The following is a 25,716-nucleotide window of genomic DNA, read 5'->3' on the forward strand; positions in this document are numbered from 1 at the left end:
CTTCACGTTTCATAGTAAATTCAATTTGGCTTTTACAAAGGTTTATTTATATCATCTACATTATTGTAAGTGTATATTTAACATTTTAATAATATTGGCTATCTTGTTATACAATTTCCTAAAGTAAGGGTCATTTTAAGTTAATAACATATCATGGCACCAAGCCTATTTTTGCTGCTTGAAAATGCCACCCTAAAATAGGGGATGTTGTAAACCAACACATATTTTAATTTAACATTTAAACAATTTTTTTTAAACCAAACTGTATGAAAAAATTAAAGTTTTTAATGCATTTGTGGGTATTGGGCTTTGCGACCATGGTATGGGCGCAAGACAATATTACAGGTGTGGTAACAGATGAGTTCGGGCAACCCTTGCCAGGTTCCACCGTTCAGGTTAAAGGTACCGGTACGGGTACTACAACAGATTTTGATGGCAATTATACCATTGGCGCCGGGGCCAATGATGTACTCTTGTTTTCCTATTTAGGGTATTCTACACAAGAGGTTGCCGTAGATGGCCGTAACGTCATCAATGTTTCCTTAAAGGAAGATGCTACTCAATTGGATGATGTAGTGGTAGTAGGTTATGGTACCCAAAAACGTTCGGACGTAACGGGATCCATATCATCCGTAAAGAGTGAAAATTTCAATAAGGGGGTAGTGGCCAACCCTGGACAGCTCTTGCAAGGTAAGATTGCCGGTGTCAACGTTACATCGGTCAGCGGTGAGCCGGGGTCATCACAGAATATCGTAATTCGTGGTATTGGTAGTTTTAGGTCAGGTACATCGCCCTTGTTCGTCATTGATGGTTTCGTGATCGATAATACATCCACCGGTACCGCATCCAATCCGCTAAACTTTATCAATCCACAGGATATTGCTTCCATGGATGTATTGAAGGATGCTTCTGCCGCTGCAATTTATGGTGCGCGAGCTGCCAATGGTGTAATCGTGATCACTACAAAGAAAGGGGCCAGTGGCAAAACGGAAATGAATGCTTCCGTTTCTACGGCGTTCTCTACCTTGGCCAATGAAATAGATGTATTTTCCGCAGATGAATTCAGGAGACAGGTGCCGGCCGTTGGCGGTACATTACTGGACGGTGGTGCCAATACGGATTGGCAAGATGAATTGACCAAGACCGGCATCACAAAAAATGTCAACTTTTCCATGAGCGGGGGCAATGCCAATGCTACCTATTTTGCTTCGGTAGGGGTAGATGACCAACAAGGTATTTTTGAGAACAGCTCCCTAAAAAGGTATTCCGGGCGCTTGAACATGAACCAAAAGGCATTGGACGGCAGGCTTAACGTTGCCTTTAACCTTACGGCGTCAAGAACCTTGAACAATAGACCGGATGCTGGTGCGATCGTTACGGATATGTTGGAACTGAACCCGACCTTGCCGGTATATACCAACGGTGAGCCTACCGTGGTACTGGACGACAACCGTCTAAACCCGATCATCCGTAGCCAGTTGTATGAAGATGAAACCAACAGCAATAGGATTTTGGCCAATATTTCCCCATCCTTTGAAATTGTGGAAGGGCTTACCTATAAACTTAACCTTGGGGTAGATTATTCATCTACCAACCGTGATCAGCAAATGGCGCCCTATGCATTATTGGAAGATTTAAACCAAGGGTATTTAAATACCTGGATCACCACCAACCAGAATACCATTGTGGACAATACCCTTACCTATACTTTTGAAAAGGGCGACCATAGTGCTACCTTATTGGCGGGCCACTCGTACCAAGAGGTATTCGTTCAGCAAAAAAGATTTGAACTGGAAAGTTTTGCGGACAATGATATCGACCCTAGGTACCAGGATCAAATAAGTAGTCAGGAGTATCCTACCAATTTGTTTTCCTTAGGGGAAAAGAATGAGCTGCAATCCTTCTTTGGTAGGTTAAACTATGGGTATAAGGACAAATATTTATTGACCGCTACCATGAGGGCGGACGGGTCTTCAAAATTTGGTGCCAACAATAAATACGGATATTTTCCTTCCGTTGCATTGGGTTGGAACATAAGCAAGGAAAGCTTTTTGTCGGAAAGCACCGTAGTCAATAATCTTAAGCTGCGTGCCAGTTGGGGACAGACCGGAAACCAGGAAGGTATAGATAACAAAGTTTCCTTGGCCAGCTACGTGGACAGCAAGGCGGACAACGACACGTACCCCTTGGATGATGGTGCCGTAACCTTGGACGGTTATCCGTTTGGAACCGTACCCGCACGTACCGCCAACCCTAATCTTAAATGGGAAGTGGCCACACAGACCAATATTGGAGTAGATTTTGGACTGTTCAACAATAGGTTAACGGGTACCGTAGACTATTTTAATAAAGTAACTACGGATGTGGTTATGTTCGCCAATAGGGTAGACCCTATTCAACCTACGGAGAAAATATGGACCAACTTGGACAATCTGGAAATCCATAATAACGGGTTGGAAGTCGCTTTGGATTATAGAAGTGTGTTCAGCGAGGATTTTTCTATGAATGTTGGCGGTAATATTTCCTTTATAAAAAATGAGGTAACGGATTCTCCTTTTGCCATTATCACCACGGGTGCTGCACAAGGTGCGGGCCAAACGGGTGCAACCATAAACGGGTACTTGAACGGGGAAGCCGTAGGTACGTTTTATATGAAGGAGTTCCTGGGTATTGGCGATGACGGCCTCAACCAATATAGGGATACCAATGGTGACGGGGAGATACTGGATGATGACCGTATTGCCGCGGGCAGTGCCTTACCGGACATGCTTTATGCCTTCTATATAAAGTTTGACTATAAAAATTTGGATCTGGGCCTTAATTTCAACGGGGTATCCGGAAACAAGATCTATAACCATACCGCCATGTCCTCGTTCTCTAGGGGGCAATTGAGCAGGAACCTGAACACAACGGATTTTGCCGTGCAGTATCCCAACGAGGACAACAGCAATTCCAATGAGGTCTCTACACGTTACTTGGAAGACGGTAGTTTCTTGAGACTGAACAATGCCACTTTGGGCTATAACCTAAAAGGGGAGCGTATAGGCTTGGATGATTATGTCAATACCATACGTTTTACGCTGACCGGTCAAAATTTATTCTTGATCACGGACTACTCCGGGTATAATCCGGAAGTGAACACGGGCGCACAGATAGATGGTGTGCAGACCTTCGGTATCGACAGATATACCTATCCATCCTCCAGAACCCTATTGTTCGGTGTTAATGTATCCTTTTAAAAAAGCTATAAAATGAAAAATAAACTTATTATAACATCCTTGTTCCTTACTTCATTATTGAATTGGAACTGTACGGATCTAGAAGAAGAATTGTTGGACGAAACCCTTACCGGTGCCCAGGCAGAGGTCATAAGTGGAGCAATAGCCCCTGCTTACGGCCAAGTATCCTGGACCTGGAGGCATACCAATTATTACGGATTGACCCTTATTCCATCGGATGAGGCCATATTGCCCTACCGTGGTGGTTCGGATTGGTTTGATGGTGGAAAGTTCCTAGCGGCGCACAGCCATAATATGACCCCTACCAATGACTTGGTGGCCAGTGGGTGGAACGAGCTTACCAAGAATATATCAAGGACCTTGTCCGCCATTGAGGTATTGACCCCGCTTGCGGAGGAAGGGGATACCGTGGCGGCTGATGCCTTGTATGAAATGAAGGCCTTAAGGGCGTACCTGAATATGTTGTTGTTAGATGGTTGGGGCCTTGTGCTTCAAAAGGAATCTGCAGAGGAGTTATCCGTGGTGTTACGTTCACAGGAAGCCATTGACTATATTGAGGGCGAATTGCTTTCGGTCGTGGATGTGATCAATACCGATAAAGGTCCGGGCAGAATGACCCAAGCGGCCGTATGGGGACTTTTGGCACGATTGAACCTGAATGCAGCGGTATACCGTGATCCGGCAGGCACCCCTAATTTTACACAGGAAGATATGGATCGGGTAATTACCTATACCGATAATATCATCAATTCGGGTAATTTCTCCTTGTCCGAAGAATATTTTGAACTGTTCAATGATGACAACCACACCAATCCTGAATTGATTTTTGCCCTTGACCAGCGTGGCGTTTTGGAAAGGGAGCATATGCGATGGGCGTACTGGCCAATTGCGGGGGCCATGTTCCCAAGACCGGAACACCCCAGGGCAGATGGTACGGACGGACCGGCAATTACCTCGGATTTTTACCAGACTTGGGTCGATGCCTATGGCGATGTAGATCCTGCAGAGGCCGATGCCCGTTTCTATCAACGAAATACCATAGTTCCGGAAGCACAGTTGGCAGATTTGGCCGGGCGTGAACCGCTATTGGAAACGGAAACCGAGAACAGCTACTTCTGTGTTGAGGATGTGGCATTTGAAATGGACCGGGGAATTTTAAGAGGCATTCAATGGGGTCCTAGAAAGGATGAGGAAGGGCAGTTCCTTACCTGTGATGACGGTACCATAAAGATTTTACCGGTAAGGCAGACCAAGGGCAATAGTCCGGCCAGGGATGTGGGCTATGTGGACCATACCTTGGAAATTGACTTTAGCAACGAAGGTTCGCTGCACAATACGGGTTACAGACCGTCCAAATATCAATTTAGCCGTACTTCTCCCAATGGTAACAGTAACAGTAGTGTGGATATCGTTTTAATGCGATTGGCGGAAATTTATTTAATGCGCGCTGAGGCCAAGTTAAGAAACGGCGATAATGCCGGTGCCTTGGCAGATGTAAATACGGTAAGGACATCAAGGACCGCCCGCCCTGCACAGACGCCTGCGGCTTTAACGGCCATAGATTTGGAGGTGTTATATCGTGAACGTGGGTTTGAACTGTATTGGGAAGGTTTTAGAAGGACGGACCAAATTCGTTTTGGAACCTATGAGGATACCTGGACGGACAAAACGGATGCCGACCCTAACCACAGATTGTTCCCAATTCCACAGAGTGCTGTTGATGGGGCTTCTGGTATAGAAGGCTTCCTGGTACAGAATCCAGGGTATTAAAAAGTAGAGTATAAATAATGAATACGGCAAGCAGTCAATGCTTGTCGTATTTTGTTTTAATGAAAAATAGCAATGCGTAAATTTATTTTAGTGGGTAGTGTGGTACAATTGCTTTGGTCATGTACGTCACCATCCAAGGTCGTAGACCAACAAAAGCTTCAACAAGAGGCTAAAGAAAATCAGCCGGTGAACGTTATTTTAATGATCGGTGACGGTATGGGGGTTCCACAGATATCCACTGCCTTTTATTTTAACGATCAGCAGTCCAATTTTGAGCGTTTTAAACATATCGGTTTTCATAAATCATCGTCTACCAGTCATTGGATCACGGATTCCGCTGCCGGGGCAACCGCTTTTTCAATTGGTGAAAAAACGTACAAACGGGCCATAGGGGTAGACAGGGATTCCCTTCCCAAAGAAACCATTTTGGAACGACTTCAAAAAGAGGGTTATAAAACGGGACTCATCAGTCTAACATCTATCACGCACGCTACACCGGCCAGTTTTTATGCCCATGTAAAGGACCGTGACCTACATGAGGATATTGCCAAACAACTGGTAACCGGGAATATCGATTTTATTGCTGGAGGAGGTAAAAAGTTCTTCAATAAACGTCAAGACGGGGAAGATCTGTTCAAGGCGTTCTTGGACCGTGATTACCATTTGGATACCTTATCCTTAGCTAACGTGCAACGCTCAAAAAGAAATGCATTTATCATTGCGGATGACGGTTTGCCTTCCAAGATAGAAGGTAGGGGGCATTTCTTAAAGGAGGCTACCGATCGGGCACTGGACTATTTTACAGCGGGGAAGGAACCTTTCTTTATGATGATAGAGGGCTCCTATATTGATTGGGGCGGTCATGCGGAAAATGATCGGATGGTGATCGAGGAGGTCAATGATTTTGATATGACCTTAGGGGTTGTAATGGACTATGTGGAGAAGCATCCAAATACGCTATTGGTCGTTACTGCTGATCATGAAACTGGCGGTGTAAGCGTGGGTAAATTTTATGAAACGGATGAGGAAACGGGCAAAAAGGTAGAGGTGCCTAAAAAAGTAGGCGTGTACTTTAACACCGATCAACATTCAGGAGAGCTCATTCCGGTTTTTGCCAAAGGTAAAGGGGTGGAAAATTTTCAGGGAATCTATGAAAATAGCGAGATTTACCATCATATTATGAAAGTCCTGCAGGGCGAGTAAGCGTTATTTTTGAAAACGAAGTCCTGGAAAACGGGCAGGACTGCTTAACCTTAGAAAAATAAAATGCTTATACGAACATTATTGTCCCTCATGGTATTGTCCTTGTTCTTGGGATGTACTTCTAAGCCAGATGGCACGGCAATTAAGATAGCCTTTATGGCCGATGTGCATTTTTCAGATGTATATCCGGTTACCGATGCATTTACCGCGGAAATGGCCACCACGACCATGAACGGACAAAAAACATTGATCAGGACCATGGAGGCCCAATTGCATTCCACACGATTGTTCAATGAAAATTATTTTGCCTTTATAGCGGCGTTGGACGATGCCGTATCCAGGGGCGTAAAACTCATTGCCCTACCCGGGGATTTTAGTGATGACGGTCAGCCATTGCATATTAAGGGGCTTAAAACCATTATGGACCGGTACGCACGGGAACATGGGGTTTCCTTTTTTGTCATCAACGGTAACCATGACCCTACCCGTCCTTTTGGAAAAGAAGGTGGGGAATCGGATTTTTTGGGGAAGGACGGCACATCACGGCCCATGATCAGTACCTTGGAAATTAGGAAACCATCCGTAAAGGAATTTCAGGGAATGGTGTTGGCAGATATCAAGGAGTGGGGCTATGAAGGTATTGTGACCGAGCTGCGCGACTTTGGCTTTTTTCCCAAAAAGGAATACCTGTTTTGGTCTACCCCCTTTGCGGAGTATACCTATGGGGACTATACCTATGCCAATGCAAAAACGGCCTCGGAACTAACCAACCGTACCTATGAATATAAGGAAGTGGCCATGCGCATGCCAGATGTTAGTTACCTGGTAGAACCGGTAGACGGACTTTGGCTATTGGCTTTGGATGCCAGTGTCTACCTCCCCAAACAAGACGGAGCTGGCTTTCATGGTGCGGGTATTGGATATAACGAAGTGCTCAAGCATAAGGAGCACTTGATCGCTTGGACAAAAAAAGTGATGCAGGATGCTCAGCGCTTGGGGAAAACGGTCATTGCCTTTAGCCATTATCCCATGGTCGATTTTAATGACGGGGCCTCTGCGGAAATAAAGGCATTGTTCGGGGAATCTTCCTTTCAGGCGCATAGGATTCCGTCGGAGCAGGTGGGGAACACCTTTGCCAATATTGGGCTCAAGGTACATGTGGGCGGTCATATGCATGTTAACGATACGGGGATCATTACCACCCCTCAAGGCAATACCTTGACCAATATACAAACACCCTCCCTGGCGGCCTATGCCCCCGGGTATAAACTTATTACGGTAACCGGTAACCAAGTGATGCGGGTAGAGACCATTCGTATGGATGAGGTGCCGGGGTTCAATACATTTTTTGAGCTGTACCAAAAGGAACATGAATTTTTACGAACCCATTTTCCCGAAAAGGTATGGAACAAGGACATTCTATCCGCTACCTCATATGCTGAGTTTACAAAGGCTCATTTAGCCGGTCTGGTCTCCATGCGCTTCTTGCAGGAAGATTGGCCTACCTCCCTAAAAGAACAAATTTTGGATCATAACCTTTGGCAAATCCTGCAACGTGCGGCGGGGATATTGGATACGGAAATGGTGACCACGGAGGAAAAAATGGCCATGACCAAGCTGCAGGAACTCATGGCACAGCACGAACTTACCACGGCGCAACTGACCCAATGGACAGGGCTGGACCTTATCACCGATTTCTACCGGATAAAGAATGCGGACCAATTGGCGCTAACGGATATTCCCGCACCGCGACTAAAAGCCTATGCATTGTTGAAGCAGGTACTCCATGAAAATACCACGGATTCATCATTGACGGAACTGCAACGGTTCATGCAAATTTTTTTTAAGCAATTACATGGGGAACCTGCGGTAGATTTTTGGGTTGAATTAAAATAGAATGGACAATTTTAAAGGTTGGATAGTACGATTTTAAAGGGTAAAAACAATTGGGGTAGCTGTACTATTTACAAATAGTTGAACATTGAAGAATTCATACATTTTTCCTTAAAAATTAAAAAAACCTTGATATTACCTCCTTATTTATTATAAAGTGTGCATTTCGTCGAAATCTAGCGATAAAGATAGGCTTGGTGTTAATTAATTGTAAAATTAAAGGATACTTTTGTGGTAGAACACTAGAAACAACCAAACAAAATTGAACCATACTAAGGTGATGATTTTTTATATCGTCAAGTTTAGGTAGTGGTGCTATTACACTGGACATTCTATTGTTCTATAGTACAAATTGCAATAGACAAAACGCCAAATATGCTCAGTGATTTATTTCAAAACATTTATTTCATTGTATTTTTCTCCTTGGTATTTTCCTTGTTAGTGTCCCTACGTATATATCCGGTCATCATATACTTGGCACATAAGAAAAAATTAATGGATGAACCGGTGCATCGCAGTGGTCATGTAGAGAAAACTCCCACGTTGGGCGGCGTAGGTATGTTCATCACCTTTTCCTTGGCCATAATTATCATGGGTATTTTTATTGATCTTGACCGAGTGGATTTGGTAAAGCTATTGTCCGTTTTAGGGGGGACCATTATATTATTATTTCTGGGCATTAAGGATGATTTGATCGAACTTTCCCCAAATAAAAAATTCTCCGGTCAAATATTTTCCTCGGCATTGGTGGTCTTGGGTACCGATGTCAGGATAGAAAGCTTTTACGGCATTTTTGGCGTAGGGGACCTGCACTATGCCGTGTCCGTAATTTTTACCATGTTGGTCTTTATATTTATCATTAACGCTTTTAACCTTATTGATGGTATAAATGGGTTGGCGGCCTCAATTGCCATTATTGTCAATACCTCTTTTGGCGTCTATTTTGCCATGAATGGAGAATACCTGCATGTATTGGTAAGCTTTAGTCTTATTGGGGTATTGATCGGGTTTTTAAGGTATAACCTGTCTCGCGTAAGAAAAATGTTCATGGGAGACTCCGGATCTATGTTTTTAGGCTTTTTATTGGCATACCAGGCTATTGGCTTTTTAAGTGTAAACCAATTGCCACAGACTGAATTTAGTGTTTCTAATGCGCCAATTATGGTATTGGCAATTTTAGCCTATCCTATTTTGGATGCGCTACGGGTATGTATTTTAAGAATGGCCAAAGGGCATAGTCCCTTTAAGGCCGATCGTAACCATATTCACCATAAATTATTGGATAGCGGTTTTTCGCATGTAAGGGCTACTTTGATCATTGCCTTGTGCAATATTTTCATTATACAAATGGCCTTTGTTTTAAGCGATCTGTATCTTACCGTACAATTGTATATAATAAGTGTAGTTTTGCCTTTGGTTTGCTTATTCCCGTTTTTACTTGTACAACGCAATGGAAAAATTCATATTGAAGTGCCTAAGTTTTAAATTTATGAATTTTGAAAACTAAGTCCGTTGCTTTTAATAAACTCTATTTCTTAGATTTAACATTTGTATTAAGTTTACCTCAATCATAAGGGGCAATATTATATATGTATATGAACAAATTATTTATTATTCTGAAATGAATATAACAAAAAAAGACGTTCTCTGGAATTATGCAGCAACATTTTTAAGAATTGCATCATCGGCTTTATTATTCCCATTCATTTTGAAAATGATGCCTGCTGAAATGGTCGGTATATGGACTATATTTATAACGATAACGGCCTTCGCAGCTTTATTAGATTTTGGATTCAATCCATCTTTTGCAAGAAATGTGTCCTATATTTTTAGCGGAGTTAAAAATTTGCATGTGGAGGGTTTTGAAAAAAACACAGAGCAAAATGTAATAATTGACTATGGACTTTTGAAAGGTATAATATTTTCTATGAAGTGGTTTTATTCAAGAATAGCAATTGCTCTTTTTTTCCTTTTAATAACATTTGGAACATATTATATTTATAGTTTAATGGATAATTATACAGGTGATAAATTAGAAGTTTATATTGCCTGGTCACTTTTATGTTTAATAACTACTTATAATTTATATACCCTTTATTACGACTCGTTATTACAAGGAAGCGGACTGATTAAAAAATCAAAACAAATCATAATTATTGGGCAATTAATTTATTTATTAATTGCTGTCATTTTTATTTTAATGGGATATGGCTTAATTGCAATAGTGATGGCGCAACTTGTATCTGTCATTATAAAAAGATATTTGTCATATATTCATTTTTTTAATAAAGAAATGAAAAATCACATTAAAATAGCCGTAACAAGAGATAAAACTAAAATTTTAAAAGCGATAACTCCAAACGCTTTAAAAATCGGATTAACATCATTTGGGGGGTTTTTAGTATCAAAATCAGCTATAATAATAGGCTCCTTATATATCACCTTGGAAGAAATTGCTTCATATGGCATTTCAGTACAAATTGTTGGAATCGTTGCCGGTTTAGGTGGAATTTACACTTCAACTTTCATACCTAAAATATCTCAATTAAGAATTTTACAAAACTATAAAAAGATAAAACAAATTTATATTAGAGGTCAATTTATACTTGTGCTTACTTATATAATTATCGGTTTTTTTATTTTAGTATTAGGAAGTTGGTTTTTAAATCTAATTGGCAGTCAAACTCAATTACTTCGTTTCGAACTTTTGATTCTACTTTTATTTCTATCACTGGTTGAAACAAATTTAACAATTGCAGGAAATATTTTATTAACACTTAATAAAGTTCCATTTTTTAAAGCGTCTCTTATTTCAGGTATTTTTATCACTATTGGGTTGTTGATTACATTTAATATTACAGACCTAGGTATTTTATCAATGATACTCGTTCCTTTAATAGTAAATCTTTGTTATCAAGGATGGAAATGGCCATTGGAAGTGAAAAAAGATTTAAAAATTTCTTTTTCAGATTTATTTTAAAATAATAAACAATGTATAATTATTTAAAATTTCTTTTTAGGAAAAAAAAATTCAGAAGTAAATGGCGAAAAATAAACGCACATAACCAAACGATTGCAAAAAATATTTTTCCTTTAGAAAAAGTAAAGGTAGGTAAGATGTCCTATGGAATATTGGATGTGAATTTTTTTGACCATTCAAGTGAACAATTAATCATAGGCAATTTTGTCTCAATTGCTGATGATGTTAAATTTATACTTGGAGGTAATCACCAGATATATTCATTGGCAAATTATCCACTTTATTCAAAATTGATTTCTCTTAATCCAAATATTGATGCTCAAACAAAAGGAGCAATTATAGTGGAAGATGAAGTTTGGATTGGAACAGGAGTTAAAATACTATCTGGAGTACGAATAAAGAAAGGTTCAATTATAGCTGCGGGTTCTGTTTTAACAAAGGATGTGCCAGAGTATGCAATTTTTGGTGGAAATCCCGCTAGATTAATAAAATACAGGTTTAACGAGGAATTAAGGAATAATTTAAAAGATGTTTTTCTTTCTGATTTAGAACTTTCCACTATAATTAATAATATAGGGGAGTTTTACAAAACAATGGATGATAAACAGTTAATGAAAATAAAAACAATCATTAATTCAACTAACAAAAATTGCGAATAAAATTTTAGTGAATACATATATTATTAATTCTTTGAATAACAGGAGTGTTGACTTTTGGAGAAATTAAATGCATAAATGAAAAAAACTACCTTTTTAATAATATCTATTTTATTGTGTTGTGGTTTTTTTGAGTTAAATATTTTTACAACATTAGTTTCAGCTGATTTTTTCCTTATACTACAATGGGTTTGGGCTCTATTTGGTATTGTTTATTATAACGATAATCGTAAGAACGCAGTAAACACTGTACAAAATAAATTTTTTTTCTATTTATTTTGTATTGGTATTGTTCTCTCAATGTTTTCTGCTTTAATTTATCATGAACAAGCTCTTTTAAATACAGCGATTTCCCAAAGAGCTATTTATAATTTTATTTATTTTTTTGTTTTTTTAATTGTTCACCCTACTGAAAAGGAATTGATGTATTCTTTAAAATATGGGGTATTTTTTACAATAGTATTTTTTGGATTATCAGTTTTTTTTCCACATATATTTGTTAGTAACGATTATATCGATAGTAGAATCGATGCTGAAAATATGGATTTAGGATATGTGCAAACTGGAATGTTGATTTCCTTGCTATATTTTTATTATTTGGCAAATAAAATTATGAAATATAATTCATTAAAATTATTTGCTTTTCTGACGATTATATTATTATATTTTATCCTTCTTCAAAACAGAAGTGTTTTAATATTAGTTGTTCCGGTATATGTTTTTACAGCTATTAAAATAAAAGGTATAAAAAAAATAGGGGTTTATTTATTTGCAATTTTTGTATTTAGCTTTGCGCTTTCATTCGTAAATAAAATTTTTAATTATTTACTAGAAGAAACCATATCTCAGTTAGAAGATTCTAATTATAATAGATGGCAAGCTATTGAATTCTTTGTGTATGAATTTAATGAAGGAAATATTGTTCGTCAAATATTTGGAAATGGTAAACCAACTTTTGTTGGCGATTATATAGATAAACTTAGTCGTGCTGTAATTGAAAGAGGAGCATATGTTTCTGATATTGGACTTATAGGTAATTGGTTTTTATATGGTGTAATACCAATAATTGTGATTATAGTAATAGGAGGGCAAATAATTTTTAAAAAAACCTTTTCCAATTACTTAAAGATTTTTACGTGTCATTTATTTATTGTTCCTACGATATTTACTTTTGATTCAAGCTCAGGTGCATTTTTGTTCTCTCTTTATTTTTACCTTTATCTTTTTTATAATTCTTATGTTAGAAAAACAAGATATAGAAGTATCAGTAATTATAGTAAATTATAATACACTTACTCTTACTAAAAACTGTTTGGATTCAATAAAAAAATTTACAAAAGATATACATTATGAAGTAATTTTAGTTGATAATGGATCTACAGACGGCAGTAAAGAATTTTTTGCTAATTACCCTAGCATTAACTTTATATATTCAGACACTAATTTGGGTTTTGGAAAAGCTAATAATTTGGGTTATGCAAATTCAAAAGGTAAATATATTTTCCTGTTAAATTCAGATACAATACTGCTTAACAATGCAATTAAAATTTTCAAGGATGAAATGGATTTAATGCCTGCTGATGTGGCTTGTATTGGAACTAGATTATTATCTGAAAAACTAGAATATAATCATTCTTTTAATTTATTGCCTTCCATGAAGGGTATTTTAAAAAGTATAGCAGAAACTTATTTAAGAATATTCAATATTAGATTTAAATCATTTAATGAACGGGCATTTGATGATTTGAAATCTTTTGATGTTGAATATATTATAGGAGCAGATTTATTTATAAGAAAAAATGTTGTAGAAAATTACGGTTTATTTGATTCTGATTTTTTTATGTATTTCGAAGATTCATATTTGCAATATTATTATGGATTGCAAAACTTAACAATGAAAATTATAACTGGACCCAAAATAATTCATTTAGAAAACAAATCTTCGGAAACAACGGTTAAACATTATTCTTTTATACGAGAAAAAATGTATCATGAAGGTTTATTTATTTATATGCGCAAAAGATATGGTTTACTAATTTATTTATTTTTCAGATTGCTTTTTATTTTGAGATTGCCTTTATTTTTGAGGTCTAGATTTAAGTTTAAAGAAAAGCTTGCTTTGATTGCTTTAACTTTAGACTTTACAAAATGAGAAAATTACATTTTATCGATTCGTATTCAACAAAAGAGCTACATGAATTATTTAATTCATCATCCTTGATGATGTTTTCAAAATTATATGATAGAGTAGAGTATTATGCTAGTAAAACTTCTTCTTTAAATACAAAAAAAATAATTCAACCTTTTCCCACAACGATTTCAATCCATAATATACCGGTAATTCCTTATGAACCTGGTTATAAGGCATTATTGAAACAATTATTGGCTACAATAGTTAATATATATTTATTAATAAAAATACCTAAACGAGATGTAGTTTTGTTTAATTATAATACAATTTTATCCTTAAAGCCAATTAATTTTATTAATAGATATTTAAAGAAAAAAGTGATTATCATTTGTCATGGAGAATTGGAATCACTTAGTAAACCATTAGATCAAACGTTTGGTGGTAGAAAGTTGAAGTCCTTTTTTCTTAATTCAAATTTAAATTTATCAAATGATATTTATTTTTTTGTATTAGGAGAAAGCATTAAAAAAAATGTTATTAGACTCGTAGATAAACAATTCACAAATCGATTTTATAGTTTTGAGCATACTGCAATATTTAAAAATAGGATGTTAAAAAAGTATAAGGATTCAGAATGCTTAAATGTAGCATTTTTAGGTTCGATGAGGGATAATAAAGGTATAGATCAAATTTTAAAATTAGTGCAAAGATTTGAAAATAACATCAAAATTAAATTTACAATTATAGGAAGAATACGTACTGATATTTCTATTATTAATAAGCTTGGCATAAACTATATTAATGGTGCAGATAAATTTTTCCTATCAAGGAAACTAATGGATAATGAAATGGAAAATCAGGATATAATTCTTTTTATGTATCCTACCGATTCCTATAAATTTACTGCTAGCGGTGCATTATTAGATGCTATAGGCTATGAAAAGCCAATCTTATCTTTGCCAAATGATTATTTCAACTATGTAATGAATAAAAGAATAAGTACTGGTAAAATATTGAATAATGATGATGAAATTTACGCTTACTTAAATTTTTTAATAAATAATCCATTGCCTACATATAATTTTCAAGAAATTAAAAGTGCTTTATCTCCAATTAGTGAAGCAAAAAATTTAATTAAAACTTTAAGAAGTATCAAGCTTCTTTAATTTTATACTGAAATATTTAAAAAATATGTTTTTTAACAATAAAATTTATTTTTTTTTAATTCTATTTTTCGCGAAATATATACTAGTTTTTGGCCAAGGCGAAAATGAAAATTGGTATTTTGGAAATGGAGCAGGAATTAAATTTGATATAAATGGCGGTACAACGGTTTTAAATAACAGTCAATTATTTAGTATTGAAGGTTGTTCGGTGATTTCGGATAAGCTGGGTAATTTACTTTTTTATACTGATGGGGAAACAGTGTATGATAGTTCACATAGTATCATGCTAAATGGAGAAAATTTAAATGGTAGTTCGTCAAGTACTCAATCTTCTTTAATTGTTGCAAAACCAAATTCTTCAAATATCTATTTTATTTTCACAGTCGATACTAATACAGCTTCTGGTATTGATGACGGATTTAGTTATTCTGTAGTTGATATAAATTTAAATGACGGTAAAGGTGCTGTTATTCAAAAAAATATTAATCTGCTGACGAATACTTCAGAAAAGCTAACTCAAGTAGTGAAAAGTTGTTCCTCCAAATCAAGTTGGATAATTACTTTTGCCTCAGAAAATGGTGATGACAATGTATTTAATACTTTTCATGCTTTTGAAGTCGATAGTTCAGGTGTGTCAAATAATTCTATTAAATCAACTTTTGAAAGTTTAGAAATTATTGATGATAGAGGTTATTTAAAAGCATCATTAGATGGTTCTAAACTAGCAAGCGCTAATGTTAAGGATAGTTTATATGTATATGATTTTGATAAAGAGACAGGCAAGGTTTTTAATCAAAAAAAAATCAACATTTCTGCTGCTGACGGCGCTAATGCCGCCTATGGTATTGAATTTTCGCCAAGTGGGCAATTTTTATATGTACATGCTTCAAATAGATTAAGTAGTAGGGATGGACATAAATCATCGTTATTGCAATATGATTTATGGACGGAAAATATTTCCGACTCTCAAGTTTTAATTGAACATAGAGATTTATTTCGAGGTGCACTACAAATGGGAATTAATGGTAAAATATATAGAACTCTCCCATATAATTATCATAATGGTACACCTTACTTAGGTGTTATAACAAATCCAGACGAAAAAGGTTCATTGGCAAATTATGAGCATAATGCAATTGATTTAGACGGTAATAATGCGACTCAGGGATTACCTTTTTTAACTCCTATGTTTTTCGAAGAAGATATTCATTTAACAAGTAATAATCCTTGTAGTGGGGAAACATTGATTTTAGAAGTTGATTCTATTCCTGGCGCAAATTATTATTGGAAAAAAGATGATAAGATAATCCCTGATGCAATTTCATCCAAGTTATCGATCCAATCCGTTAATCATTATGATTCCGGAAAATATAGCGTTTTGATAAGTAAGCCATTTATAAAATATTGTGATTTAATTAAGGAAATTAATGTGCAAATTGAAGAATTGATAGAGCCTTCCAGTCCAATCATATCTGTATGTGATATAGATTTAGATAATTCAGTTGATGGTATAACAGAAATTAATCTAACACAAGTTCATAATAATTTAGGTTTGGAATATTATTTTTATGAATCTATTGAGGATAGAAGTCAGAATAATTTTATAACAAATCCTGAAAATTATAGAAACGCACAAGCTTTTAACCAAATAATTTTTTATAAGTTTTATAATAGTTCCGGATGTGAAAGTTTAGGTGAAATAGAAATAAATGTTGAGCCTATTCCATCTATAGATTTTCAAAAAACTTATTATTTATGTGATAGTGATATTTTAGAAATTAATGCTCCTAATACATTTGATTCCTATAAATGGTTGAAAATTGAAGAGGATAATGAAATTTTAATTTCTTCAGAAAAAGATGTTCAAATATTTTCAATTGGTGAATATATACTTGAAGCTAAAACAATTAGTTTATTTAAAGAAATAGAATGTATAAATAGTGTTAAGTTTGAAGTGAAGCCTTCTAATAAAGCAACTTTAAATATCATAGTTAATGATCTTTCAGAAGATAATACAATTGAAATTGAAGCGGTGGGTAATGGTGATTATGAATATTCGTTAGATGGTGTTTCATTTCAAGATTTGAATATTTTCAACAAGGTATCTTCTGGTTTTGTTACGATATACGTTAAAGATAAAAATGGTTGCGGGTTGGTTGAAAAAAGGATTGAAATAGACCCTGAATTAAGTATTGAAAGTTTTCCAAAGTTTTTCACTCCTAATGGAGATGGATTTAATGATTATTGGCAATACAATCCTATTTATTCATATGGTGATATTAAAGTCAAAACAATACATATTTTTAATAGACAAGGAATGATTGTGGCAAATATTGATCCAAAATCTAAGGGATGGGACGGAAATTATAATGGACAGCAATTGGAAGCAACTGATTATTGGTATGTAGCCATTTCTTTTAGCAATAAAACTATAAAAGGTCATTTTAGTTTAATTAGATAATCATTAGATTTTTTAATAATTATATTAATCCAATTGATTTTATGAATAAAGAGTCTAGTTTTTTATCTGACTTCTTCTTTAATTTAAATAATTCGAGTATAAAATATTGCGTACTTCGTAATTATAATCTATTACCATATTCTGCTGGTGAAAGTGATTTGGATATTTTAATTAATAGTACTGATGCCATAGAATTTACCAATCTAATAACTAACACAGCCAAAACTTTCAACGGTAAAGTGGTTTCATATATAGATTCGGATATATGTCCCCGAATATGCATTTTGGGAAGTGATTGCAATGGTTGGGGTCTAATGGTTGATTTGCATTATGATATAATAACCTATCGCGGTTATACCATATTATCCAATAAAAATGTTTGGCTTAATACCTTTCAATATAACAAAATTATAACCGCTTTAAACCCTAAGGCTGATGCACTGATTGGATTATTCAAAGAATTATTAAATAATGAAACTTGTACAGAAAAATATTACCTAGACTTTCAAAAATTAGCGCTTGACAAAGAATTTTTAGATGATATATTTAAAGACTTAAATAAATCATGGTTAACCGCAGAATTATTGAAGTGTAAAAACATTAATTATTCCAATCAAGAAATTAACAGACTGGTCAATGAGTTGAACAAAGCATTTCCCAAGAAAAGTGTTAATTTATTTAAAAAGGTTAAAAAATTTAACCGACTATTTAGCCAACCTGGATTTACAATTGCATTTTTAGGAACTGATGGGTCAGGTAAAACCACTTTAATAAACAGTATCAATTTACCATTAAACGAAGCTTTTCATAAAAAAGTTTTCTATGAGCATATGAGACCAAATTTTATAAGAAGTATTGCGCAACTTACCGGTAAAAATAAAACTGATAAAGTGGTAACCAACCCTCATCAAGGAAAACCTTCTGGTTTTATTGGTTCTTTCTTACGTTGGTTATATTATATGTTTGATTATACTTTTGGTTTTTATTTTAAAATTTATCGCAGTAAAGCCACAACTTGTTGTGTTTGGATTTTTGACCGTTATTATTATGACTATTTAGTTGACCCAGTACGAGCTAGGATAAAATTACCTAAATGGATTATTAAATTAGGACAAATTATAATACCGGAACCAGATATAATTTTTTGCCTTGGGGCTGACTCAAAACATATTTATAATCGAAAACCTGAATTATCCTTGAAGGAAGTTGATCGTCAGGTTAAACAATTGGAAAAATTTTGTCAGCATCATAAAAATGCTGTTTGGATTGATACATCACAAGACGTTAGTGTAGCAACTACAATAGTATTAGAAAATCTAGTTAATTCAATGGGTAAACGTTTTGAAAATGTTGAATTATCTTAATATATGCAGTATTTTTATATTCATCCATTAAGGCCTCAGTTCTTTTTTCCTAAAGGCTTTATAAAACATAAAGTTTTTATCTCATTTTATAAACCTTACTCACCATTTGGTTATATATCATGGTTCTTATTTCGTAATATTGGAATATATCGTTTATTTTTTCTAAAAAGAAATATAGAAAATTATATTCCAGAAATCCATATTAGGAAAATTCTAAATACAGAAGCACCTATGGCTTTTAATATGGGCACAAAAGGAAGAGAACAAAAAATAACGGCTTTAGGCTTTGACAAAAAACAATATTTTTTTATCAAGTATGCACAAACTCAAATTTCAAGAGAATTAGTGTCAAATGAATATAACATTTTAAATAGACTGGCAATTTATGATTTTGTCCCTAAAATTATTTCTTTCTATCAAGATAAAAATGAGATATTATTAAAAACAAGTGTATTAAAAGGAGAAAGGGTTAATACTGTAAAAATCAATCAATTAATTTTGAATCGTTTATATGACTTAGCTCAAGTCAACATTGATAATTTATGTAATAAGTATAAGAAAATAAAATACTCATTTGCTCATGGAGACTTTTGTCCTTGGAATATGATGGACTATAACGGTAATATTCAAATTTTTGATTGGGAAATGGCAGGGGTGTATCCGCTCGGTTTTGATCTTTTTACATTTATATATCAAACTAACTTTTTGTTAAATCCTGAAAAAATATTTAGTGTTATTTTGGAGGAAAATGAACTATTTATTCTTGAATATTTCCATAAATATGGTGTTAAAGATTGGAAATTGTATTTAATACATTTTTGTGAAATAAAAATAAATTCGGAAAAAAAGAAAGGGGTTAATAGTATGCTAAATCAATATAAATTGCTTCTTCAATATTCATATTCTTAGATGATTCAAAATAACAAAAAAGCTATAATAGTTGCTTATGCATGTGAACCTAATAAAACTTCAGAGCCTGGTGTAGGTTGGCATTTTTCTAAAGAAATTTCTAATATTATAGATACAATTGTTTTAACTAGGGCCAATAATCAAGAAGCTATAGAAAATGTGAAGAAAGATAACAGGCATTTTTTATATTATGATCTGCCCAATTTTTTTCTAAAACTAAAAAAAATACTACCATTAGGTACTCAATTGTATTACATTTTATGGCAGTGGGGTGCTTATTTTTTTTTGAAAAAATATATCAAAAGAAATAAATGTAAAATTGATATTATCCATCATCTAAATTTTGGAATATCTTGGATTGCTCCTCCAGCTTTTTTAATTAATAAGCCTTTTATTTGGGGTCCTATAGGTGGTGGTGATTTTGTTCCATTAAGTTTTTTAAGAAATATGAACTTTAAATCTATGATTCAAGAAATTATTTATTTTTTAATTAATCAGATTTCTAAGTTTTCTATATTTTCTTATTTAACTAGGAATAAAGCTGAAGCAATTATTTTTAGAACTGAAAGCGGAGTAGATTCAATTTTTAATAATAAAAAGGAGAAATTAAGTATAGTTTCAGAGACTGCTAGTTCAGATAGAATTGAAATGAAACCTAAAATACCATCAAATATTTTACACGTTGTTTGTGTAGGAAGAATGAATTATTGGAAAGGTTTTTATTATGCAGTTAAAGGTTTTCATTATTATATAAATCAAGGAGGAAAAGGTAAACTTGAATTATTTGGAGAAGGCCCCGAAAAATCTAAAATTATTAAATATATAAAAGTTAATAATCTTGAACAGTTTATTACTGTAAGAGGTTTTGTGGATAATAAAGTTATAAAAAGGAAAATGGAAATTGCAAATGTTCTATTACATCCATCCTTTCGAGATGGAGGTAGTTGGGCTATTATGGAAGCAATGTCATATGGTTTGCCAGTTATATGTCTTAATACAAGTGGGCCCAAAGATATGGTTACTGAAAAATGCGGGATTTTAATTGATATTACTTCTAATGAAAAAGTTGCAATAGATATAGCCAAGGCATTGAAAATATTGGCAACAAATGAAGTAATGTATTCTAATTTTAGTAAAAATGCAATTTTGAGGATAAATTCTGAATATAATTGGGATAAAAGACGTGAGCAGATAGAAAATATATATGCTTCAGTACTTAATTAATTTTAACAGCCTTTATAAATTTTAAATTTGAAGAATATTTTATTCATATTACATTATCCGCCACCTATTCATGGAGCATCCATGATGGGCCAATATATACGAGAAAGTAAACTTGTAAACTCTTCATTTAATTGTCATTACATTAATTTAAGCACATCAAATAGTGTCGACGAAATTGGTAAAACTGGTTTGATAAAATGGTTTAGATATATTAAAATTTTAACAATTACTCTTAATAGACTTTTGAGTTTTAAACCAAACACTGTTTATTTAACTTTAACGGCTTCTGGTACGGGCTTTTATAAAGATGCCTTAGTTGCAATAATTGCTAAACTATTCAGTAGAAATATTGTCTATCATTTTCATAATAAGGGTGTACAAAAAGCACAACATAACTGGTTTAATAATATCTTGTATAAAATTATATTTCACAATGCACAAGTAATTTTACTTTCAAAATATCTGTATTCTGACATAGAAAAATATGTTTCTATAAAAAATGTTTATTACTGTGCTAATGGTATACCTAAAAATATTGTTAATTCAGAATCAAGCGTCAAAAAGAATACAGTACAGCTGTTATTTTTCTCAAATTTAATAGAGTCTAAAGGAGTAATACTTCTATTAGAAGCATGTAAACTCTTAAAAAAGCAAAAATTGAATTTTAATTGCTTATTCATAGGAGGAGAAGGAGATATTACAACAAAAACTTTTATAGATAAAGTTAAGGAATTGCAAATTGAAAATGTTGTTGAGTATAAAGGTAAAATGTATGGTCAAGATAAAGAGGATGTATATGCACAAGCAGATATTTTTGTATTACCAACTTATTATTCCAATGAGTGTTTTCCATTGGTGATTTTAGAAGCCATGCAATGGAGTTTACCTGTTGTTACCACAGATGAAGGTGGTATAAAGGACATAATAGACGTAGGAAGAACTGGTTTGTTGGCGGATAAAAATAATATAGTATCACTTTCCGAGAAACTTAGGTTATTAATAACATCACCAGAAATGCGTTTAAAAATGGGTAAAGCAGGCAAAGAAAAATTTGATAAAGAATTTACTATAGATTTATTTGAAACTAGGTTAGTAAAAATTTTAAATCAAATTTGATATCTAGATTAATTTTGTACGATAAATAGGTCCCGATAATACGCTTTTTGATGACTTAATTAGATAATGCATTTAATCTAGCATTAATTAGTTTGCTAAATTTTTCTGCCCCTTTCTTATTTAGATGGTCTTGGTTATAAAAATCTTCCTTTAAAAACCTTGCATCATCATTATAACGCCAATACGGAATATTATATTTTTTTGATAAAAAATGAATATCCGCAAGATTTTGTTTAACAGTTATAGTATCAAGATATTTGTTGAATTCAGAATATGTAGGTGATGAAAATAAAATGGGTTTTATATTTTGTTTTTTTAAAAATTCAATGAATTCCATTAAATCTTGAATAACTTCTTTTCTTTCAGAGGTTTCCGTATTTTCTCCTAAATATCTTGCTTTAGACAAATAACTTGCATCATTGAATGATGAAATATCTGTACCATTAATGCCAATAAAACCATTACATAATGTATCTTTAATATCCACAAATTTTTCAACATCGAAATTTAACACATTATTTTCTCTGTATTTAATTTTTCTACTTATTGTTTTGGTTAATAGGCTAAGTGAAACTTTCGGAGTATATCCCCATAAAAAAGGAGATAAATTAACCTTAGTATAATCTTTGTCCTTATATTTTATTCCATTAGCATAATATGTCCAATTATCTCGTATACCTTGTGTAGAAGTAAATAAGGAATGATAATCTACACTTATAAAAACATATTCCAAATTTGAAACCCCTTCATTAATCGCTTTAATTGTCAGTCTCTTATCAAAATATATTTTTTGACTCACATTAGCCAAATTATAAGTTTTAAAACTATCAATCTTACAAGGATTTATGGCGTAGTTGGCATGAGAATTTCCTAAGAATAATACATTAATGGAGTCCTTTTGATTTAATAATCCATTATATTTTTCTGATGATAAGGAGTTGATGTCTCTTAGAAATAAATCCATAGACAAAATACAAATAAGTGGAACTGTCAGAAACAGTAATATTTTAGATATAAATCTTTTCAAAGGTTTAAAATTGAAAGTAAATAAATTCTTGTTGTCCTCCCATAAATATTAATATAGATAGAATTATTAAATAATAAAAAGCATATCTATAAGGAAGTTTCCAGTTAGTACACAGCTTAGCTATTGCATAATTTTCAGATCGCCCTATCCATTCTATTATTATAAAAATTGGAATTAAAATCATAGTATACTTGGCTTGTATACCTGCTAAATAAGGTATAGAAAAAAAAGATTTAGAAAAAATTCCAGTAATATATAACCAAGCATGTTCAATATTTTCTGCTCTAAAAAAAATCCATCCAAAAACTGTTAATGAAAATGTGGTAAGCATTTGTATTAGCTCTTTGAAACTTGGTAGATTTTTTCCCTCCGCAACAATATCTGTGTTTACTCTATTTTTTTTAAATAATAATAAAGGTGTAAAATATATAGCATTTAAAATACCCCAAGCTATAAATGTCCAATTTGCCCCGTGCCAAAATCCACTTACTATAAAAATCACAAAAGTATTTCTTAAACTAATCAACATTCCATATCTACTACCACCTAATGGAATATATAGGTAATCTCTAAACCATGTAGATAAAGAGATATGCCAACGTCTCCAGAATTCTGCCATATCTCTAGAGAAGTATGGATGCGCAAAATTTTGTTTTAAATTAAAACCAAATAATCTGGAACATCCTATTGCAATATCTGAATATCCAGAAAAATCCCCATAAATCTGAAATGCAAATAAAATCGCACCAAGGACTAAGGTACTTCCAGGAAAGTCAGCGGCATTATCGAATATTTCATTTGCTCTTTGTGCAGCATTATCAGCTATAACCATTTTTTTAAATAATCCCCATAACATTTGTTTTAAACCATCTACGGCTAGCGCATAGTTAAAAGTTCTTTGCTTTTGAAATTGTGGTAATAAATGGGTTGCGCGCTCAATAGGACCAGCAACTAATTGCGGGAAAAAACTAACGAATGCAGAAAATACTACAAAATCATTTATGGGTTCAAGTTTTCTCTTATATACATCAATAGTATAACTTAAAGTTTGAAAAGTGTAAAAACTTATGCCTACAGGAAGTATTATATTTAAGGTATTGGCATTAATATTTGTTCCAAATAATGAAAACGCAGCTACAAAATTTTCAAGGAAAAAATTGTAGTATTTAAAAAAACCTAAAAAACCAAGGTTAATTAAAATACTAATCAATAGTAATAGTTTTCTTGTCTTTTCTCTCTCTTCCTTTTTTAAAGCTATACCTATTGAATAATCAACAATTGTACTGAAAAGTATTAGAATTAAAAATCGTGTATCCCACCACCCATAGAAGATATAGCTGGCTATTACTATTGAAAAATTTTGAAGTTTTAAATTTTTGTTTACAACAAACCAATAAATAAAAAAAAATATTGGTAAGAATATTGCAAAATCAATAGAATTAAAAAGCATTTTATACTATAAAATTTAAGGGAATATTTTGAATATTTCGTTTCAAAAATAAGTTTTATAATTAATATAAGTAGAATAATTATTATTGGATAATAGTAGGGGTAAAAGTGCTATTGTTTATAATTTTTATCTTTCGTTATGCCATATTAATATTGTTGGTTGAGAAAGAATAAATTGTTAGAAAGTATATTTTATTAATATCATATTTAAATCCTTATTTAATTAAATAATTACATTTAAACATATCTTGTAACTAAAAGTTTTTAAAAAGTTAAATTAAAACTCGATAAAGGCGCTTTTTTTGAAAAAAATGGAAGTAATTTACAGCTAGTTTTGAAAATCGGGGCACTATGAAAGTATTGGACTATGATATTGTAACCAGCCTACCTAAGTTACCGGTACAAAAGAAAACGGTGATTAATACCATTAACCCGCATAGTTACTGTATTGCGGAGCAGGATAATGAATTTAAGACGGCCCTTTTGGGCTCGGATTTTTTATTGCCTGATGGTGTAGGTATTGTTTGGGCCAGTAAAATGCTCAGACATGAAAAGGTGAATAAAATTGCCGGTTACGATGTTTTTATCCATCTTTTACAGTATTTGGAACAAATTAAGGGGAAATGCTTTTTTTTGGGAGCATCTCAAGAAGCCTTGAATTTGATAAAGGCCAAGGCCTTGTTAGAGTACCCAAATGTGACCATAGAATTATACTCCCCACCGTTCAAGGATAAATTTTCAGAGGACGATAGTGCAGAAATGTGCAGGCAGGTCAATGATTTTAAACCAGATGTACTTTTTGTAGGCATGACCGCACCTAAACAAGAAAAATGGGTACATGCACATAAAGAAGCCTTAAATGTGGATATTACTTGTTGTATTGGAGCGGTTTTTGATTTTTATGCCGGTACCGTTAAAAGACCTTCCCAGTTTTGGATAAGCTCTGGCCTGGAATGGTTGCCTAGATTTGTGAAAGATCCCGTTAGATTGGCAAAACGTAATTTGGTTTCTACACCAAAATTTATATTTGAGGTCCTTTCTAGAAAGTTTTTTAAACGAAGTTTATTATCCAATTAGTTAAAGCTAATTGTTGATTTAAATTTTTTGTGCCATCTACATTTAATCCTC

The 25,716-nt window shown here is 33.5% G+C and carries 18 protein-coding genes; 16 read left to right on the top strand and 2 right to left on the bottom strand.

Going from position 1 to position 25,716, the window contains the following annotated elements:
- The first annotated feature begins 266 nt into the window (after positions 1-266).
- The 15 genes from JM81_RS15720 to JM81_RS15790 all read left to right on the top strand — a co-directional run bounded on the left by JM81_RS15720 (position 267) and on the right by JM81_RS15790 (position 22,112).
- Positions 267-3,239: a SusC/RagA family TonB-linked outer membrane protein gene (locus tag JM81_RS15720; protein WP_144804791.1), complete on the top strand. Its 2,973-nt coding sequence runs from the start codon at positions 267-269 to the stop codon at positions 3,237-3,239.
- Positions 3,240-3,251: 12 nt separating this feature from the next.
- Positions 3,252-5,009: a RagB/SusD family nutrient uptake outer membrane protein gene (locus JM81_RS15725; RefSeq protein WP_144804793.1), complete on the top strand. Its 1,758-nt coding sequence runs from the start codon at positions 3,252-3,254 to the stop codon at positions 5,007-5,009.
- 72 nt (positions 5,010-5,081) lie between these two features.
- The gene (locus tag JM81_RS15730) at positions 5,082-6,212 is read left to right on the top strand and encodes an alkaline phosphatase (RefSeq protein ID WP_144804795.1); all 1,131 of its coding nucleotides are present in this window, start codon (positions 5,082-5,084) and stop codon (positions 6,210-6,212) included.
- A 63-nt stretch (positions 6,213-6,275) separates the two neighbouring features.
- Positions 6,276-8,108 (top strand): metallophosphoesterase, encoded by a 1,833-nt coding sequence (locus JM81_RS15735; protein ID WP_144804797.1) that lies wholly within the window; start codon positions 6,276-6,278, stop codon positions 8,106-8,108.
- Positions 8,109-8,480: 372 nt separating this feature from the next.
- Entirely contained in the window at positions 8,481-9,590 is a 1,110-nt protein-coding gene (locus JM81_RS15740) for a glycosyltransferase family 4 protein (protein WP_144804799.1), read from the top strand.
- 136 nt (positions 9,591-9,726) lie between these two features.
- Positions 9,727-11,085 carry an O-unit flippase-like protein gene (gene wzx, locus JM81_RS15745; RefSeq protein WP_144804801.1) on the top strand — a complete coding sequence of 453 codons (1,359 nt, stop codon included), beginning with the start codon at positions 9,727-9,729 and terminating at the stop codon, positions 11,083-11,085.
- Between the two features lie 11 nt (positions 11,086-11,096).
- The gene (locus JM81_RS15750; protein ID WP_144804803.1) at positions 11,097-11,744 is read left to right on the top strand and encodes a CatB-related O-acetyltransferase; all 648 of its coding nucleotides are present in this window, start codon (positions 11,097-11,099) and stop codon (positions 11,742-11,744) included.
- A 75-nt stretch (positions 11,745-11,819) separates the two neighbouring features.
- The gene (locus tag JM81_RS15755; protein WP_144804805.1) at positions 11,820-13,028 is read left to right on the top strand and encodes a hypothetical protein; all 1,209 of its coding nucleotides are present in this window, start codon (positions 11,820-11,822) and stop codon (positions 13,026-13,028) included.
- Positions 12,979-13,893: a glycosyltransferase family 2 protein gene (locus JM81_RS15760; protein ID WP_144804807.1), complete on the top strand. Its 915-nt coding sequence runs from the start codon at positions 12,979-12,981 to the stop codon at positions 13,891-13,893. The genes JM81_RS15755 and JM81_RS15760 overlap by 50 nt, the downstream gene beginning before the upstream one ends.
- Positions 13,890-15,038, top strand: a complete 1,149-nt coding sequence (locus JM81_RS15765) for a glycosyltransferase family 4 protein (protein ID WP_144804809.1) — start codon at positions 13,890-13,892, stop codon at positions 15,036-15,038. The genes JM81_RS15760 and JM81_RS15765 overlap by 4 nt, the downstream gene beginning before the upstream one ends.
- 25 nt (positions 15,039-15,063) lie before the next feature.
- Positions 15,064-17,499: a T9SS type B sorting domain-containing protein gene (locus JM81_RS15770; protein WP_144804811.1), complete on the top strand. Its 2,436-nt coding sequence runs from the start codon at positions 15,064-15,066 to the stop codon at positions 17,497-17,499.
- 41 nt (positions 17,500-17,540) lie between these two features.
- Complete coding sequence (locus tag JM81_RS15775) at positions 17,541-18,863, top strand: hypothetical protein (protein WP_144804813.1); 1,323 nt, start codon at positions 17,541-17,543, stop codon at positions 18,861-18,863.
- 3 nt (positions 18,864-18,866) lie between these two features.
- Positions 18,867-19,772: a phosphotransferase gene (locus JM81_RS15780; RefSeq protein ID WP_144804815.1), complete on the top strand. Its 906-nt coding sequence runs from the start codon at positions 18,867-18,869 to the stop codon at positions 19,770-19,772.
- Positions 19,773-20,996: a glycosyltransferase family 4 protein gene (locus tag JM81_RS15785; RefSeq protein WP_144804817.1), complete on the top strand. Its 1,224-nt coding sequence runs from the start codon at positions 19,773-19,775 to the stop codon at positions 20,994-20,996.
- A gap of 27 nt (positions 20,997-21,023) precedes the next feature.
- Positions 21,024-22,112, top strand: coding sequence for a glycosyltransferase family 4 protein (locus JM81_RS15790; protein ID WP_144804819.1), 1,089 nt, complete (start codon positions 21,024-21,026; stop codon positions 22,110-22,112).
- A 55-nt stretch (positions 22,113-22,167) separates the two neighbouring features.
- Here JM81_RS15790 and JM81_RS15795 read toward each other — a convergent pair whose 3' ends face one another.
- Positions 22,168-23,139 (bottom strand): hypothetical protein, encoded by a 972-nt coding sequence (locus JM81_RS15795; RefSeq protein ID WP_144804821.1) that lies wholly within the window; start codon positions 23,137-23,139, stop codon positions 22,168-22,170.
- A 4-nt stretch (positions 23,140-23,143) separates the two neighbouring features.
- Positions 23,144-24,589 carry an MBOAT family O-acyltransferase gene (locus JM81_RS15800; RefSeq protein ID WP_144804823.1) on the bottom strand — a complete coding sequence of 482 codons (1,446 nt, stop codon included), beginning with the start codon at positions 24,587-24,589 and terminating at the stop codon, positions 23,144-23,146.
- Between the two features lie 350 nt (positions 24,590-24,939).
- Between JM81_RS15800 and JM81_RS15805 the strand changes: the two genes are divergently transcribed.
- Positions 24,940-25,665 carry a WecB/TagA/CpsF family glycosyltransferase gene (locus JM81_RS15805; protein WP_144804825.1) on the top strand — a complete coding sequence of 242 codons (726 nt, stop codon included), beginning with the start codon at positions 24,940-24,942 and terminating at the stop codon, positions 25,663-25,665.
- Positions 25,666-25,716 lie beyond the last annotated feature (51 nt).

The organism is Maribacter sp. MAR_2009_72, from assembly GCF_007827235.1.
Taxonomy (GTDB): domain Bacteria; phylum Bacteroidota; class Bacteroidia; order Flavobacteriales; family Flavobacteriaceae; genus Maribacter; species Maribacter sedimenticola.